The sequence below is a fragment of the Pseudobacillus sp. 179-B 2D1 NHS genome, assembly GCF_045370945.1.
Taxonomy (GTDB): Bacteria; Bacillota; Bacilli; order Bacillales; family Domibacillaceae; genus Pseudobacillus.
In genome coordinates this window covers 129,154-145,760 of sequence record NZ_JBIQDP010000009.1, presented here as the reverse complement: position 1 = coordinate 145,760, position 16,607 = coordinate 129,154, and the positions used below count along the sequence as shown (strand labels likewise).

Sequence of the window (16,607 nt, the reverse complement as noted above, 5' to 3'; positions counted from 1 at the left end):
AGCTTGTGATTGAGCGTTTTGTTGTCTCACTTGCTGAGCATCTGTCTCAGCACCAAACTCTGTACCGAAGTTTGCACTTTGGCCTGCAGTAGGCGCTTGGTTCTTGCGAGCTTGTGATTGAGCGTTTTGTTGTCTCACTTGCTGAGCATCTGTCTCAGCACCAAACTCTGTACCGAAGTTTGCACCTTGACCTGCAGCTGAAGCCGCATTGCGTTGTCTTACTTCATTAACATCTGTACCAGCTTGTGTACGTTGTCTGTTGTTTGGTTGGTTTGCCATGATTATCACCTCCACAAGAACTAATTTGCCCCGGGAGATCATAACTTATCCTCTCTTAATAAAAAATTTTAAACTAACAGTGAGCGTCCACCATCAACAATAATTGTTTGCCCGCGAATCATATACGCACCTTCCGAAATTAAAAACATAACGGTAAGTACAATGTCCTCTATATGGACAATTCTTCCTGCAGGCGTATTCATTCTCGCATCTTCCAATATTTCTTCACGATTAGGGAAATGCTTCAGTGCTTCCGTATCGATAGCTCCACCTGAAACAGCATTGACTACAATGTTCTTCTCCGCCAACTCCACTGATAGATAACGCGTCAACGCCTCGACAGCCGCTTTGGACACACCCACTGCTGTGTAATTTTTCAAATAGCGGATAGCTCCAAGTGAACTAATGCTGACGATGCTTCCACCTCCAGTTTCTTCCATGAGGCGAGCTGCTTCCTGAGAACAAAATAACAAGGCTTTACTGTTAATGTCCATCGTCCAGTCCCAATGCTTTTCTTCTAATTCCATAATCGGCCGTTGAACTCCGGAAGCTGCATTGTTAATTAACACATCCAGTCGGCCAAACTTTTCCTTTATTTCCGCAAACATTGCTTTTACCTTGTCCACATCGCCCACATTTGCCTTAATAACGAGTGCTTTTCTTCCTAATTGTTCAATCTCTTCCGCTGTTTCAAGGGCAGCCGTTTTGCTGCGTGCATAATTCACAACAATGTCATAGCCCTTTCTAGCTAATTCAAGAGCGATCTGCTTGCCCACGCCGCGGCTACTACCGGTTACTAATGCTACTTTTTGTTCCATTATTCTTTCTCCCTTCTTTCTACACTTTTAGAGTGTACGGTCTTTTCGGGGAATAAACAACGCCCGCTGTCACTTCTGCCTGGCCTTTTTCCAAATTTTTTGATGGGAAACAGAAAAAGCATACTTTTCTACCTCTTCTGCTTTTACAAGACGGCTGTTTTCTCTTTTTAAATCTGCTATGGAAACGGTCCCTCCATATACGTCAATATCCCACGTTAAGTGGGAGAACACGTGCTGTATTTTTGCAAAAGGCTCAGAGTCTAATTGAACCTCCAGACCATACACTTGTCTCAAAAAAAGTTCCAATTCCACTTTTGGACTGCCCATTCCGCTGAGCTCGGTATTCGGAAACTCCCACAGGTTGGCAAGCAATCCTTCTGATGGACGCTTTTGAATAATTACTTCGTCTTTTTCTGTTTTTACAACAGCTGCCGCTAAGTGGACATGACGCATCGTTTTCTTTTTTGTTTTGACCGGCAGTTCATGGATGGTTCCCTCTTGGAAGGCACAGCAATGTTCCCTCACCGGGCAAAGAAGACAAGAAGGCGTGGAAGGCGTACAAATCAACGCTCCTAATTCCATTAATGCCTGATTAAATGAAGACGGATCTTCCCGTGATATTAACTGCCGTACCGCCTCTTCAAAGATCTTTCTCGAGGAAGCTTTAGCAATATCCTCCCAAATCGATAGGATCCTGGACAGCACGCGCATAACATTGCCGTCCACAGCAGGCTCAGGCACTCCATAAGCAATACTTAAGATGGCACCACTCGTATACGGCCCCACTCCTTTTAAGGAAGAGATTTTTTCTTTTGTATCAGGTACCTTCCCGCCATATTGTTCATGCACTTCACGAACTGCCGCCTGCAAATTGCGGACACGCGAATAATATCCCAGCCCTTCCCATGCTTTCAACACTTGATCTTCATCTGCTTTCGCAAGTGCCTCAATTGTCGGAAATTGCTTAATAAAGTTTTCAAAATACGGGATGACCGTGTCCACTCTCGTTTGCTGTAACATAATCTCTGACACCCACACTTTGTAAGGGTCTTGGTCTTTCCTCCAGGGCAGATCACGCTTTTCCTCTTTATACCAATGAAGCAAATCTTGTTGAAATTGCCGGACATTTACTTTTTCTATATTATTAAGAGATGGAAAATTCACAACTAGCCTCCATAGATGTTAGAATTAAAAAGATAAAGGGAATAGTAAAATTTAGAACCAAAATAGCATCATCCGTACTTTGTAAAAGGAGGGACGCATTTGGATACTGGCACTCACCTTGTAATGGGGATTGCGCTAGGCGGTCTGGCAACACTCGACCCTGTTGTCGCTGTTGAACCAATGACCAAGTATGCAGTGATGACTGCAGTAGTAATCGGCTCGCAAGCCCCTGATATAGATACAATTTTAAAGCTTAGGAACAACGCTGTCTATATACGCAATCACCGCGGAGCCACCCACTCCATACCGGCAGTGATTCTTTGGCCGGTATTGATTACTGCAGTCATTTACTTTTTATTTCCAGGAAGTGACTTGCTTCATTTATGGTTGTGGACACAGTTCGCAGTGTTCCTTCACGTATTTGTCGATATCTTTAATGCTTATGGTACCCAGGCGCTTCGGCCCTTTTCTTCTAAGTGGCTTGCTCTTGGGGTGATTAACACCTTTGATCCGTTTATCTTCTCTTTGCACTTAGTCGGATTGATCATGTGGGGACTGGGGGCTCACCCTGGTTATACGTTTCTGTTCATTTATTTACTTTTAATCGGCTATTACATTCTGCGCTTTCAAATGCAGGGGGCAATTAGGAGCTCAGTGAAGAAACTAATCCCCGACGCAGAAGAAATTATTATCGCGCCAACAATCCGTTTTAACCAATGGCGTGTCGCGGTCAAAACACCGTCACACTTTTATGTTGCCCGTGGCTATAGGCGTTCGGTTACAATTCTTGATAAATATAAACGGGTCAGAATTCCTGATTCTGAGCTGTTCCAAGCAGCAAAGAAAAACGAAAACCTCGCTGCTTTTTTGCACTTCTCCCCAGTGTACCGTTGGGAAGTAGCAGAGTACAATGATTGTTATGAAGTAAAATTTATTGATCTTCGCTACCGCAATAACGGCTATTATCCGTTTGTGGCTGTTGTTCAGCTTGACCTCGATTATAATGTAATCGGCTCTTACACTGGCTGGATTTTCAGCGAAGAAAAATTACGCAAAAAGCTGACTTTTATACCGGAATCCCATTAACGATCGAAAAAGGACGCCTTTAAGCGTCCTTTTTCTTTTATTACCTTTGGTATGCCTATTAGCGAAAACAATAGCTGGATTATCATGCATCCTGTTAGTATAAGTCAGCGGGTTCCATTAATGCATCAGATCATTTTCATCTTTGAGCAAATGACTGTATTTAGGGTTGCGCCCGGCAAATTCGTGAAGACGGTCCCCATAGTTTTCAAGCCACTGCCGAACAACTTTTTCGGTCAATTCTTTCCCTTGATAGTCATGTCCAGCTTTTGCATAAGTCGTTTCAAAATCTTCCCACAAAAGCTCGACCCATGTCCGGGCACGAGCATGGGACAAACGCTCATTTTTACTTAGCAAAAGATTCGTCAGCCTTTCAAAAATATCTTCCACTTTGCGCACCCTTTCTTTTATAAAATCATGGACTAAAGCTTGAGCATGGAAATTGGCAAGCCTTCTTCCTCACCATCGCCACCGACTCGATATCCCCAAGCAAACACACCGTTCATATAATCAATTTTAAAGTAACTACCTGGCGCTCCTTTTATTTCATACTGCTTTCCTGGAATAAAATCATTCGGATTCATTAAATAAGCTTCCGCCATTAACGCTTTTCTTTCTAAAACGGCAAATTCGTTCACGATACCTAGCTGTTCAGCTTTGCGTGCTTTCTCTTTTAATCGGGCAATTTCCTGTCTCAATTCATATTCTTCCATATCACTGTAACGTTTCTGCATTTCCAATAGTTGCACACCCTTTTTTCCTTCAGTATAGTGAAATGACAACAAATAAGAAAGCAGAAAGGATGGTTATCTTGAAAAATTGTTTCATTACCGGGAGCGGATCAGGACTCGGAAAAGAATTAGCACTTCTTTATAGCCAAAAAAGTTTTCACGTTCATTTAGCAGGTCGCAATATCGAAAAGCTAGCAGCAGTCAAAAGAGAAATTGAAGCAGCTGGTGGCGTAGCAACGATTTATTCACTCGATGTAAGCCAACCGGAGTCCATTGAAAAGATAGCCGCCTCCCTTCAATCAAGCGGCTGCTCCATAGACATTTTAATTAATAATGCAGGGATTGGTATGTTTGGTCCCTTCTCTGATACTACAGTCGAAATGATGGAAACGATATTTTCTGTTAATGTCTATGCTCCGATTTTACTCACAAAAGCTTTTTTGCCGCTTTTAACAAGCAGTGGCATGGTTATTAATATTATATCCACAGCTGGCCTGCGTGGAAAAAAACACGAAGCCATCTATTGTGCGAGCAAGTTTGCCCTGCGCGGACTTACAGAAAGTCTTCAAAAAGAATATGAAGGCAGTGGACTGCGCTTCGTAGCCGCTTACATGGGTGGCATGAACACGCCCTTTTGGGATCATTCAAACCATGTGGAACATCCCTCTCGCTTTCCTCTCCCGAAAGAGATTGCTAAGCAAATCGTTCATGAAGCAGAAGAGCAGTTAGAGGTTATTATTAAAACATAACCCCTATTCTTCCTGCAGCTTTTCGATAGCCTGCTCAATGTCGCTCATAGAAAAACCCTTTCGGTAAAGCGCCTGCTTCATCTTCTGACGATATTCACCGCCTGAAAATTTATTATATCGGCGGTGAGCCTTTGCCGCTTGATACATAAGCACTTCCAAGTGCTCCTCTTCGTTTCCTTCCTCTTCTGATCCTGCGACCGCTTCTTGAATAATCCCCCATTCATATCCTTTTCTGCTTAACGTCTGTTCTATTTTTTGTTTTTGAATAATAGGAGATTCTTTTCTATACTTCTGACGATATTTTTGGGCAAGCTTGATTGATTTTTCAAGCTGAAGCCCCTCTTCAAATTTGGCGAGTGCTTCTTCTATTAAAGAACCCTCAATTCCTTTTTCCTTTAACTCTCGTTCAATGACTTTCGGTCCTTTATCTGATGCATTGATTTGTGTATTCGTATAAGCCTTGGCAAATTCAGCCTCATCTAGATAATTCATCCGGTAAAGAGCATGGATAATCTCTTCTATGGACTCACTTTCGACCTCTTTTTTTATTAAAAACTCTCTTACTTCTTTTTCCGCTCTCATTCGAATAGACAAAAATTGAATAGCCATATTCAGGCCTTTACGTACTGCATCTCTCCGAATAATACCGTCTATCTGCTCATCGGTCAGCTCCATTCCTTTTTTTAATCCGTATTGAATAAGTACAGATTCATCAACGCTAAAGGCGTATTCCTCATTTATGAAAATGTTATACCGATCTGTAAGCTTTTGTTGAAGAGAGATTTTTGTAATAACCTTCATATCTATCACCTCTTTCTTCTACTGTACCATGAAATTGTTTCAATGCCGCTCAAGGAGGGGTACTATAATAGATAAAATCCAATGTTTAAAGGGAGATTGGGAGGGGTAAAATGAAGGTGGTTATTGCCGGCGGCACAGGATTTGTAGGAAGAGCACTAATCGATGAGCTTCTAGAAAATGGACATCAAGTCGTTATTTTAACACGGAGCTTCGAAAACAAACAAGATACAGACAACATTCGCTATGTCAAATGGCTGGACGACCGCTCCAAGCCAGAAAAAGAACTTCAAGATATCGATGCCTTTATTAATTTAGCAGGTGAATCGCTTAATAGCGGACGCTGGACGGAGAAGCGCAAGCAACAGATAATCAGCAGCCGTATCTCATCTACTAAAGAAATGATTAGAATTATGGCAGCACTTCCGCAAAAACCTAGCGTCTTTATCAACGCAAGCGCCATTGGTTGTTATCCAGTTTCGCTTGAAGAGACTTTTACAGAATCATCAAAGACGACAACTAAAGGCTTTCTCGCAAAGACGGTAGATATTTGGGAGTCGGAGGCACAACACTCTGAAGCACTTGGCATCCGGACTGTGACAGCACGCTTCGGTGTCATTCTCGGAAAGGAAGAAGGCGCACTTCCCCGCATGGCTTTACCTTATAAATTGTTTACAGGTGGACGAATTGCTTCAGGACAGCAGTGGATGTCCTGGATTCATATTAAGGATGTAGCAAGGGCCCTCCTTTTCATTATGAACCAGTCAGATATAAATGGTCCGGTTAACTTAACTGCCCCTTCGCCAGAACATCTAAATACACTTGGAAAAACGTTAGCCGAAGTTCTTCAGCGTCCTCACTGGTTATTCGTCCCGGCTTTTGCTATCAAAATGGCTCTCGGAGAAATGAGCACTTTGATTCTAGATGGCCAAAGAGTCCTTCCCCAAAAATTAACGGCTCACTCATTTATCTTTCAATTCCCACATATAAAACAAGCGTTGACAGACATTTATACATAGTTGTGCACAAAAGTATCCACACCCTGTGAATAATGTGGATACTTTTGTTTATTCTTTTATTTTATCAATCTATGTTTTCTAAAATATGTGGAAAAAGTTATCCACAGTATGTGAATAAAATGTGGAAAGTTTATTTTTCATATAAACCCGGAGTGTCATATCTTTCCCATTTAATGGCTAATTCCAAAGTGATGGATAGTAGAACCCCCATAATTAATCCATTAGAAAAAAGCGGCTGCAAATAAACAGGCAACTGGCTAAAAATAATCGGATCAACAGTCATCAGACTGATTCCTGTTAACACGGGGAGGGCAATCCGAAAAATAGTGTTTGAATTAAAAACCGTCCCTTGAATGGATTGCAGCGCGGTGCCAAATAATTGCAAATAAGCGACAAATAGCACCGCGTTTCCGATAGTAATAGGCATCGTTGCAAAGAAAGAGCCGACAACCGGAATCAGGCCAAGCAGGCTAAATAAGCCGCCACCAATTAAAAAGGGAATCCGGTCAAGAATGCGGGTGCTTTCCAAAAATCCGATTGTGGAAGTAAACGGGGCATAGGGGACGAGCCCTAAAAAAGAACCGGCTGCTGTGTATAAACCAGTCAACGTAAACGAGCGATTATAACGACTTTCCGAAGGCTGCTCCTTGTACAGCCGAGCAGCTGCCTGAATGGAAGCAATGGTATTGCTGAGATTCAATACACCGGCTGTGAAGGTTGTCAAAATAATTCCCCATTCTAAATTAGGTGTCCCTAGAGGGAACATGTCAAATGATTGGCTGCTTGCGGACAAAGCAGCGCCTCCCGGAAACAGCAGGTCATATAGTATCCATCCGACTACAATACCAATCAAAATCGAAAAGTTACTGATAGAGCCTTTTCCCTTCACTTTTAGTATCGTTACAAGCAGCACAACACCGATAGACAATAAGCTAACCGGAATATCTAATGTTCCATTCGGCTTTAGTTTCAGCATGCCTGTGAAAAAGATAAAAATAAGCTGTGCAGAAAGTAAAAATAGATACACGCTCATCACCATGGGCGTGAAAACTTTTTGGATTAGTGCAGACAGGCCAAATAACCCGGCTATGATCATAAAAACAGCTGAGGCAATCATTCCTGTAGCAATTCCTCCACCAATCGTTTGCAAATCCATGCCAAGTGCAGCAGCAGAAGCGCTCAAATTCAAAAGCAGCCCCCACATAAGTCCTGAATGCCCCTCCATCAGCGGATAACGGTGTCCCTATAATCCTTGCAACACACAGGCTGCTCCTGTAAATATAAGCGAGCTGCGAAGTGTCATTGCCACTTCTTCTGCAGATAGATCAAACGCTGCCCCTATTGAAACTGGGACAACAATTGTATTAGCAAAAATAAAGAAAACCCACTGAATTGCTGCCATACCCATCGGCAATGCTTTTAATGCTTTCATCCTACCCATCCCTTCTTCATTCATCATCCAGCGGCGCCATTGTCATTTGGAGAAAAAAGAAAACCATCCCATAGCCCACTCCCCGTTGTCACATCTTTAACTGCTGGATGCTACGGGAAAGCCCGGTGCTATGGGATGGTTTTATATACTAGATCTGCGGTCTTTCCCCGCGAACAGGCTGCCATTTCATTTTATTTTTTGAAAAGTGATCCCCCGCTTTTTCATTAAGTAATGAAGGGCTGCCCGAAAAGACAAAAAGGTATTTAAGTCATTTACAATGGATACCCCTGATTGGATAAGATCCTGAGTAACTGCTGGAGTAAAGCCAACAAAGATTGTATCGATTCCCATTAATTTTAGAGCTTTTTGGAAATTCTCGATATACATTCCCAGCGTATCAATCTCTCCTAATTCTCTTTTAGAAATAGCGGTAAAATCAATGATCACTGTATTTAAGCCTTCCGTATAAGACAGGCGATAAGCCACTTCATTTATTTTTGTAAAAATCAATTCTAATCGATCAGGAGACAACTTTCCCGTCACAGGCACTAAAATAGTCTCTGGAACGATAGATGGAATGATAGGTACAGAGATTTCATTAATCAATTCTTCATACTCTCTTAACTGCTGTTTTAATTCCTTAACCTCTTGCCGCAACTCGTCTACTTCTCTCTGCATAATCTCTATAAACCCCCATCGTTATTTTAAAAGGCCGGAAACTACCATTCATTATAACAAAAAGCCAGCATAAAAAGAATCCTCCCACTGGTTTTTTGTGGAAGGATGTAAGTTAAAGAAAGTTATTTAATTTCTTTTTTCAGTAATCCGACTGTGAAAGCCGTGACGAGCGCCCCAATCACCACAGCTAGTAAATAAAGCCACGCGCTTCCCTGAACGATTGGAAAAACAAAAATCCCACCATGAGGAGCTGGAAGACCGATGCCGAACATCATGGTAAGGGCTCCTGCCACTGCCGATCCAGCGACAGCAGCTGGGATCACCCGTCCTGGGTCCGCTGCTGCAAACGGAATCGCTCCCTCCGTAATAAAGGAAAGGCCCATTACATAACATGTTTTTCCCGCTTCTTGCTCTTGCTTTGTGAATTTCTTTCTAAATATCGTAGTAGCAAGGGCTAAGCCGAGCGGTGGAACCATTCCGCCGGCCATAATGGCTGCATGAGGTGCATAGTTGCCGGCTTCAATCATGGCGATGCCAAATGTAAAGGCCGCCTTATTGATCGGTCCTCCCATATCAATAGCCATCATGCCGCCAAGCAAGAGGCCGAGAAGAACAAGATTTCCAGTTCCGAGGCCGGATAAGAAAGTTGTAATCCCTGTATTTAATGCTTTAACCGGCCCGATCACTACAAACATCATAATTAAACCGGTAATTAAAATCCCAAATAGCGGGTACAAGAGGACAGGCTTTAAGCCCTCAAGTGATTGCGGCAATCTAGCAAGCGCTTTTTTCACTCCCAGCACGACATACCCTGCCAAAAAGCCGGCAATTAACCCGCCGAGAAAACCAGCTTGTCCATTAAACGCCATCAAACCGCCAACCATTCCCGGAGCAAATCCCGGACGGTCAGCAATGCTCATCGCGATAAAACCGGCCAGCACTGGTATCATTAAATTAAATGCGTTTCCACTGCCGATGTCCATTAGTGCTTTAGCAATTGGATTGTAAGTTTCATGCCCTGGCTCGGCTGCATGAATACCAAAGATAAATGAGATAGCGATCAAAATTCCGCCGCCGACAACGAATGGCAGCATATTAGATACGCCGTTCATTAAATGTTTATAGAAACCGCCTGTTCTTTCTTTCTTTTCCTCGCCTTGCTCCTGGGAAGCATTTGAATGATCCCCTTTAAATATCGGAGCATCCTGGCTGAGGGCTCTTGTAATCAATTGTTCTGAATTGCGGATTCCTTGCGCAACAGGCACTTGGATAACATGTTTTCCTTTGAAACGGTTCATTTCCACTTGTTTATCTGCTGCCACAATAATGGCTGTCGCTTCTTCTATATCTTGCGCCGTTAATGCATTTTTAATTCCGCTCGATCCGTTCGTTTCTACTTTGATATCTACGCCCATTTCTTTCGCTTTGGCTTTCAGAGCATCAGCTGCCATATACGTATGAGCAATTCCTGTAGGACAAGCAGTTACTGCGAGCAATTTTCCTTTAAGCGAGGATGTTTCTGGTTCTATTTCTTCCTCTTCTTCTCCTTGCTCCATTTCATTAATAGCTGCCAACACTTCCTCTTCCGTCTGTGCAGCATCCAGCTTTTGGCGAAAGCCCGGATCCATAAGGAAAGAAGACAAGCGTGACAAAGTTTCCAAATGGGTATCGTTGGCTCCTTCAGGCGCTGCAATCATGAAAAAAAGGTGACTTAGCTGTCCATCAAGGGCTTCGTAATCAATGCCTTCTTTGGAGCGGCCGAAAGCGATCGCTGGTATTTTAACAGCACCTGTTTTCGCATGTGGAATGGCAATGCCTTCACCGATTCCTGTAGTGCTTTGGGCTTCACGGGCTAAAATCGCCTCTTTATACTGCTGCCGGTCATTCAACCGGCCCGCTTGGTCAAGCTTTTCAACAAGCTCATCAATTACAGAGGCTTTATCGGTCGATTGAAGGTTAAGAATCATTGTTTCTCTTGTCAATAAATCTGTAATGTTCATCTTCATGCCCTCCTATTCCAATTTCGAAATCTGCACTTCAGAACACAATTTCTCTGCTTTTTCTCTCGTACATAAATCCTCAGAAAAGGCGGTTGCACTTCCAGCCGCGACGCTGAAACGGAATGCTTCTTCTATTGCCGCCCCTTTTGCATAACCAGCTAAGAAACCAGCAACCATTGAATCTCCCGCACCGACTGAATTCTTCACTTGGCCTTGCGGCGGTTTCGCGGAAAGAACGACGTCTTTATTGACGAACAAAGCTCCTTCTCCCGCCATGGATACCATTACGTGCTCAACGCCTTCGCTTACTAGCTGTTTTGCCAGAACAACGGCCTGTTCTCTTGATTGGATATCTGTTTGGAACAGCTCACCCAGTTCATGGTGGTTAGGCTTAATTAAAAACGGCTTATGAGCAAGCAGCTTCTTCAGTATGGGACCGCTCGTATCTACAGCTATCTTAATGCCACGTTCTTGGGCTATTTTCATTAACAGCACATAATAGTCTTCCGGCAAAGACGAAAGAACGCTTCCCGCTAAAAGCAGGATATCTCCTTTATTTAGCTGCTTAATCAAGTCTTTAAATTGCTCACTTTCCTCAAGCGTAACCGTTGGCCCTTGCCCATTGATTTCTGTTTCATTTCCTGCTTTTACTTTCACATTAATCCGCGTATCTTGTGCTATTCGTATGAATTGATGATGAATCCCTTCTTTATTAAGTTCATCTATAATAAACTCACCGGTGAAACCACCAAGAAAACCAAGTGCCGTGTTCTCCGCTCCGAAACGGGTAAGTACCCTAGAGACATTGATTCCTTTTCCACCTGCAAACTTGGCTGTAGAGACTGCCCGATTTAAGGTGCCTGTCTCGAGATGTTCAAGATGAACAATATAATCAATCGCTGGGTTTAGCGTGCATGTATAAATCATGCTTTCACTTCCTTTATACTAGTTTTTTTACCGTATAAATGGAGAATTTCTTCTTCTAATTTATCTGTAATAATAATTGCTTCCTGTAAATGGCCAATATGAGCAAACGCTGTTTCATTAAATTTGGATGGATCAGCTAATACATATGCCGCTTGCGACCGTTCGATTGCTGTCCGCTTAATAAGGGCTTCCTCCGGATCAGGAGTAGTAAATCCAGCATTGGGATGTATGCCGTTTACCCCAATAAAACATTTATCAAAACTATATTGACTTAAGCCATGTAAAGCTCCTTGTCCAATAAGCGCCCGTGTATTCGCTTTCAAATAACCGCCAATAACAAATGTTTGTATCCCTCTTTCTACTAAAGCCTCGGCATGGGCAATTCCATTTGTGACGACCGTTATATCTTTCCCCTCTATGTGAGGAATCATTTCAAATGTGGTTGTACCGGCATCAAGATAAATACAATCACCGTTCGCAAGAAGACTTGCTGCATAAAGCGCCATTCGCTTTTTTTCTGTTGTATGCCGAGTTGACTTTTCTATCATGCTTGGTTCTGATCGTTTTTGCTTCACTAGCGCTGCTCCGCCATGAACTCTAATCAGTTTCTTTTCTTCTTCCAACTGGCTTAAATCTCTTCTAATTGTTGATTCTGAAGAACCTGTCGCTTCCACAAACTCTTGCAGCTTCCGTACTTCTTTTTCCTTCAGCAATTGTAAAATGAGATGATGCCTTTCTTCTGTTAGCACTCCACTCACCTCTCTTAATGAGATCGGTTTTATACTCTTATAATAGGACAAACCAACAGCAAAATCAATCAATATCATTCAAAAACAATCATATCTAATCAAAAACAATCATCAATAACAAAAAAGAAACGCTGCCTAAGCATCAGCATTTCTTTAACAAAGTTATAATGGAAACCCGGCTCGGGTTGTTTCTAATACAAACGCCAATTTGATTAAGCGCCACAGAAGAGGCTTCATTAAATTTGGCATTTAGTGACCGAATGGATAAGAGCAGCTCCGTCTGATGAACCAAGTCCTTAGTCGAAAGGTTGAATTCTTCCAAGCCTCAAATATAAGTAAAGCTTTTTGTCCGAGAGATAATTGCTTATCAACCTGTTGCTTTGCTTCGTTGTCTTTTCCACGAATCGCCGGAATAACCGGTGCAAAACATGCAAGTCCGAGCTTCACACCTTTCAAATAACCAAAAGCCGCTTTGTTCATTTTAATATGCAAGTCTTGATTCTCCTCCTTTTATAAGAAGGCCTGTCTTTCTGGCAATAATTATGCTAACTCCTATCCCTCTACCAGAGCTCTCTTCTGATTATCGGTTAATTGGCATCTTGAATCACCTGTTTTAATTAACAAAAACTTCACACCCTCTTATGCCAAATTAGCCCTCCTCCTCTTCTTTCATTTACCATGGCAGGAATGATTAAATATAGTGCGTACGCAAATGACATCCAAACAGTAAAGGCAATGATCTGAGATTCATTAAGTTCCGGAAAAATATAGCGATGATTAGCTAATGAGAAGGCGTCGAGTGTCAGGCCTACAGCCGTACCGATTAACCCGAATTTCAGTGTGGCATTTTTTGATTGATCGAATAGTGAGTACAGGAAAGTAACAGCCAGCAATAATATTGCTGTTCCAGCAGTTAACAAAAACAGGCTCATAAAGAATGGATCTGAATCCGGGCTGAAAAGAACTTTCTTTCCAAAAAAGACAAAAAACAATGTAGCAAACAGCCAAACGAGCACGCCCCAACAAGCAACGAACAAGTACCCCTTCATTCTCCCTCCTCCCTCATAGCCAAATTGCTTAGTAATGCTACTAACTGCTCAAGCCCCTCATATGCCTTTTCTACAGGAAAATTTTTGATCATGAGAGCCTGCAATGCTATCCCATCTACGATCGCATTGAACAACACTCCCCACCCCTCAAGAGAAACCCCTGTTACTGGTGACTGGGCCCATATTTTTGTAAGATTTCCGGCTAAAGCTTTGTTTTCCTGTTCTAACACACTTCCAAGCTGCTCCTTAATTTTTTCATTATTTAACCCTGCAGCAATTAATGTAAAAAACAACTTATGATAAAATGAATCGCTGCCGCAGCGGCTCTTTGCCGATTCCAAGGCTTGTTTTATCACATCTTCTTCTTGCGCTACCTCATTCCATGAACGGTCACAGACGTCTTTTACAATATCCAGCAACAACTGTTCCTTTGTCCGAAAATGATAATAAACGGTTCCCTGTGTGACTTCTGCTTTTTCTGCCACTGACCTCAGTGTAAATTTCTCAATCCCCTTATCAGCCAAACACTCTTTGGCTAATTGAATTAGCTTTTCTTTGCTAATCATATTTGGTTTTGCCATATATACGCCCCCTATTAGTTAGTCAACTAACTAACTGTATTTACGAAAATTTTACCATTAACTTTTGTCCCTATCAATGCTTATATTAAAGATTGTCAGCACCTTAAAACAGATTTCTTTTATACCGTCATTCCATTATAATAAAATTGTTTTTTACAAGGCCGATTTATCTCTATAGCGAAAATAGGAGAATAAAATGTCAATCATATACAAACTTCTTGGAAGAAATTCCAAAAGAACAGATGCTTTGTCTTTATTTCTTACCGCTGTTTTAACTGCGATTGTCAGCGAAGTGAAAATTATTCCCTTTTATGGAGAGGATCTTCGTTTCGGATTAGGCAGTATCACTTTTTTTCTATTTATCCTTGTTTGGCCTCCAGCTTCTTTTTTAAGAACGGGTATTATTACGGGGATCACGGTTGTTTGTTTTCGTTTATCTGCAGATATGGTAATGGGCAGTGCCCCTTTGTTGACGAGTGTTATGACTCATTTTCCTGCATTTCTGTTTTACTTGTTATTTTCTTTAGGATTTGGCCTGATTAAAATAGAAGCGTATAAAACCTCCCCCTTTCTTCTTGGCGCTTTTGCTACTGGAATAGAATTTATAGCAAATAGTGTAGAGCATTTGCTGCGCTACTGGCTGTTACAACACACTAATCTTGGCTTACAAGAATGGGCGTTATTGTTTGGCATCGCTCTATTTCGCAGTTACTTTGTAGTAGGTTTATACAGTTCAATCACTATTTCGGAACAAAAAAAACGACTTCAGGAAATGCTGGGAGTTAGATCAGAACTATATGTAGAGATTCTTTATTTGCAAAAATCCATGGAAAATATTGAGCGAATCACCGCAACCAGCCATGATTTATATCGAAAACTAAAAAAGGGAAACATGCCGGAATTAAGCGTACAAGCGTTGCACATTTCACAAGAAATTCATGAGGTGAAAAAAGATTCTCAACGAATTCTTTCCGGACTCTCTAAAATATATGTCCAGAAAAAAAACGATAGAATTTTTCTTTCTGACGTATTTGGCTTTGTGATTACTGCCAACCAAAATTATAGTGAGCTATTGAAGAAAAAACTAACCTTTCATTCATCAATCGGTGTTGATTTTGAAACAGATAGGCACATACCTCTTCTTGCTCTTTTAAATAATCTTGTGGCTAATGCAGTAGAAGCTGTAAAAGCAGAGGGGTGTGTTGATTTGAGCGTATATGAAAAATCGGAATATACCCACTTTGTTATACAAGATTCAGGGAAAGGGATTCCTTCAGAAGATTTATCATTAATATTTGAACCAGGCTATACAACAAAATACAACGACCAAGGGGTGGCTGCCACAGGAATTGGTCTTTCTCATGTAAAAGAGATTATTCAAAACTTACAAGGGGAAATTTATGTAGAATCTTCGACTAAAGGAACCATTTTTACAATCCAAATTCCAACGAACGAGATTAGAAAGGGAGTTGAATAAAACTGAAACTTCGCTATTTTATTGTGGATGATGACACAGCCAGTCGAAGAATGTTAAACAAAATTATAACAGAAGAGGAACTTGGGCTTGTAATAGGTGAGGCTGAAAGCGGTGAAAAGTCTATCCCGCTCGTCCTTTCCACTCGGCCTGATTTTGTTCTGATTGATTTATTAATGCCTCAATTGGATGGCATTGAAACCATTGAACAATTGAGGATGCAAGGATTTGAAGGACAATTCATTATGATTTCCCAAATAGTCAACAAAGAAATGGTCGGTGAGGCCTATGAGAAAGGCATCGAGTTCTTTATTCATAAACCGATTAACCGTATTGAGGTACGCAGCATTTTAACCAAAACTGCTGAGCGGTTTCAATTGAGACATTCACTGATGACAATCAGGGAATCTTTAGCACACATCGACTCCTCTCATTCCGCTCAAAAGCAGCGCAGCGTAAAAGATATTGTTTTATCTATTTTAAATGACATGGGAATAGCCGGAGAGGCAGGAAGCAAAGATATCGTAGCAATGATGGAGTTTTTGCTCGAAAAAAATGACTCTTCTGCTTTATTACCTCCTTTAAAAAAATTGTATGAAGCAGTAGCTAGCATGAATAAATCAGATCCAATTAGCATAAAAAAAGAAGTCAAATCTATTGAACAGCGTATTCGTAGAGCGATTGTAGCTGCTCTCAACAATCTGGCTTCAATGGGTGTAATAGATTATACTAACCCTAAATTTGAGGATTATGCCCCCCGCTTCTTCGAATTTCAAGAGGTAAGATTGAGAATGAAAGAGCTGGACTCAGACCGGAATGAACCGATGAAAGTTAAAATTAATATAAAAAAATTTCTTCAAGCCCTGTATCTTGAGACAATAGAAAAGTATTTTGGACATTCTTGAGAGATTACATAACCCTCACCTTATAAAATTATGTGTAGGAGCTTTGCACCTTATAGTTATAACATCAGACTGACTCTGCCAATGAACTTAATGGCAGAGTTTTCTTTTTTATAGAAAACAAAAAAGAAAATGTCGGATTTTATAGTTTTTTATTACTTCCTTATAAAATTG

At 41.4% G+C, this 16,607-nt stretch carries 18 protein-coding genes and 1 pseudogene; 5 read left to right on the top strand and 14 right to left on the bottom strand.

The window, feature by feature from the left end:
- From ACH0BF_RS11420 to mutY, 3 genes are all read right to left on the bottom strand, one after another.
- The coding region (locus ACH0BF_RS11420; RefSeq protein ID WP_406909405.1) for a gamma-type small acid-soluble spore protein at window positions 1-279 on the bottom strand (279 nt) is incomplete at its 3' end.
- Between the two features lie 68 nt (window positions 280-347).
- A complete protein-coding gene (fabL, locus tag ACH0BF_RS11415) occupies window positions 348-1,097 on the bottom strand; it encodes an enoyl-[acyl-carrier-protein] reductase FabL (protein ID WP_340856152.1) in 750 nt (249 codons plus the stop codon).
- Between the two features lie 69 nt (window positions 1,098-1,166).
- Window positions 1,167-2,261, bottom strand: coding sequence for an A/G-specific adenine glycosylase (gene mutY, locus ACH0BF_RS11410; protein WP_406909404.1), 1,095 nt, complete (start codon window positions 2,259-2,261; stop codon window positions 1,167-1,169).
- 99 nt (window positions 2,262-2,360) lie between these two features.
- Here mutY and ACH0BF_RS11405 point away from each other — a divergent pair, with 99 nt between their 5' ends.
- Window positions 2,361-3,347 (top strand): metal-dependent hydrolase, encoded by a 987-nt coding sequence (locus tag ACH0BF_RS11405; RefSeq protein WP_120036375.1) that lies wholly within the window; start codon window positions 2,361-2,363, stop codon window positions 3,345-3,347.
- 117 nt (window positions 3,348-3,464) lie between these two features.
- On the opposite strand, the gene ACH0BF_RS11400 is transcribed toward ACH0BF_RS11405, so the two are convergent.
- Together ACH0BF_RS11400 and ACH0BF_RS11395 are read right to left on the bottom strand one after the other, a co-directional pair.
- A complete protein-coding gene (locus tag ACH0BF_RS11400) occupies window positions 3,465-3,734 on the bottom strand; it encodes a YfhJ family protein (RefSeq protein ID WP_120036374.1) in 270 nt (89 codons plus the stop codon).
- A 32-nt stretch (window positions 3,735-3,766) separates the two neighbouring features.
- Window positions 3,767-4,078, bottom strand: a complete 312-nt coding sequence (locus ACH0BF_RS11395; protein WP_120038134.1) for a YfhH family protein — start codon at window positions 4,076-4,078, stop codon at window positions 3,767-3,769.
- A gap of 68 nt (window positions 4,079-4,146) precedes the next feature.
- Here ACH0BF_RS11395 and ACH0BF_RS11390 point away from each other — a divergent pair, with 68 nt between their 5' ends.
- Complete coding sequence (locus tag ACH0BF_RS11390; protein WP_259455706.1) at window positions 4,147-4,824, top strand: SDR family NAD(P)-dependent oxidoreductase; 678 nt, start codon at window positions 4,147-4,149, stop codon at window positions 4,822-4,824.
- A 3-nt stretch (window positions 4,825-4,827) separates the two neighbouring features.
- Here ACH0BF_RS11390 and recX read toward each other — a convergent pair whose 3' ends face one another.
- Window positions 4,828-5,625, bottom strand: coding sequence for a recombination regulator RecX (gene recX / locus ACH0BF_RS11385; RefSeq protein ID WP_340856157.1), 798 nt, complete (start codon window positions 5,623-5,625; stop codon window positions 4,828-4,830).
- A gap of 110 nt (window positions 5,626-5,735) precedes the next feature.
- Here recX and ACH0BF_RS11380 point away from each other — a divergent pair, with 110 nt between their 5' ends.
- On the top strand, window positions 5,736-6,641 hold the full coding sequence (locus tag ACH0BF_RS11380; protein WP_406909403.1) for a TIGR01777 family oxidoreductase: 906 nt from the start codon (window positions 5,736-5,738) through the stop codon (window positions 6,639-6,641).
- A 130-nt stretch (window positions 6,642-6,771) separates the two neighbouring features.
- Here the strand turns inward: ACH0BF_RS11380 and ACH0BF_RS11375 are convergent.
- From ACH0BF_RS11375 to ACH0BF_RS11340, 8 genes and pseudogenes are all read right to left on the bottom strand, one after another.
- Window positions 6,772-8,043 (bottom strand): annotated as a pseudogene (locus ACH0BF_RS11375) (uracil/xanthine transporter).
- A 216-nt stretch (window positions 8,044-8,259) separates the two neighbouring features.
- Complete coding sequence (locus tag ACH0BF_RS11370; protein WP_142927239.1) at window positions 8,260-8,751, bottom strand: STAS domain-containing protein; 492 nt, start codon at window positions 8,749-8,751, stop codon at window positions 8,260-8,262.
- 122 nt (window positions 8,752-8,873) lie between these two features.
- Window positions 8,874-10,751 carry a PTS fructose transporter subunit IIABC gene (locus ACH0BF_RS11365; protein ID WP_406909402.1) on the bottom strand — a complete coding sequence of 626 codons (1,878 nt, stop codon included), beginning with the start codon at window positions 10,749-10,751 and terminating at the stop codon, window positions 8,874-8,876.
- Window positions 10,752-10,763: 12 nt separating this feature from the next.
- The gene (pfkB, locus tag ACH0BF_RS11360) at window positions 10,764-11,678 is read right to left on the bottom strand and encodes a 1-phosphofructokinase (RefSeq protein WP_120036367.1); all 915 of its coding nucleotides are present in this window, start codon (window positions 11,676-11,678) and stop codon (window positions 10,764-10,766) included.
- Complete coding sequence (locus tag ACH0BF_RS11355; RefSeq protein WP_120036366.1) at window positions 11,675-12,427, bottom strand: DeoR/GlpR family DNA-binding transcription regulator; 753 nt, start codon at window positions 12,425-12,427, stop codon at window positions 11,675-11,677. The genes pfkB and ACH0BF_RS11355 overlap by 4 nt, the downstream gene beginning before the upstream one ends.
- A gap of 249 nt (window positions 12,428-12,676) precedes the next feature.
- A complete protein-coding gene (locus ACH0BF_RS11350) occupies window positions 12,677-12,919 on the bottom strand; it encodes a hypothetical protein (RefSeq protein ID WP_340856163.1) in 243 nt (80 codons plus the stop codon).
- Window positions 12,920-13,056: 137 nt separating this feature from the next.
- The gene (locus ACH0BF_RS11345) at window positions 13,057-13,476 is read right to left on the bottom strand and encodes a DUF5367 family protein (RefSeq protein ID WP_340856165.1); all 420 of its coding nucleotides are present in this window, start codon (window positions 13,474-13,476) and stop codon (window positions 13,057-13,059) included.
- Window positions 13,473-14,057: a TetR/AcrR family transcriptional regulator gene (locus tag ACH0BF_RS11340; RefSeq protein WP_406909401.1), complete on the bottom strand. Its 585-nt coding sequence runs from the start codon at window positions 14,055-14,057 to the stop codon at window positions 13,473-13,475. The genes ACH0BF_RS11345 and ACH0BF_RS11340 overlap by 4 nt, the downstream gene beginning before the upstream one ends.
- 196 nt (window positions 14,058-14,253) lie before the next feature.
- Between ACH0BF_RS11340 and ACH0BF_RS11335 the strand changes: the two genes are divergently transcribed.
- A complete protein-coding gene (locus ACH0BF_RS11335) occupies window positions 14,254-15,534 on the top strand; it encodes an ATP-binding protein (protein ID WP_406909400.1) in 1,281 nt (426 codons plus the stop codon).
- Window positions 15,535-15,536: 2 nt separating this feature from the next.
- Window positions 15,537-16,436: a response regulator gene (locus ACH0BF_RS11330; protein WP_340856467.1), complete on the top strand. Its 900-nt coding sequence runs from the start codon at window positions 15,537-15,539 to the stop codon at window positions 16,434-16,436.
- Window positions 16,437-16,607 lie beyond the last annotated feature (171 nt).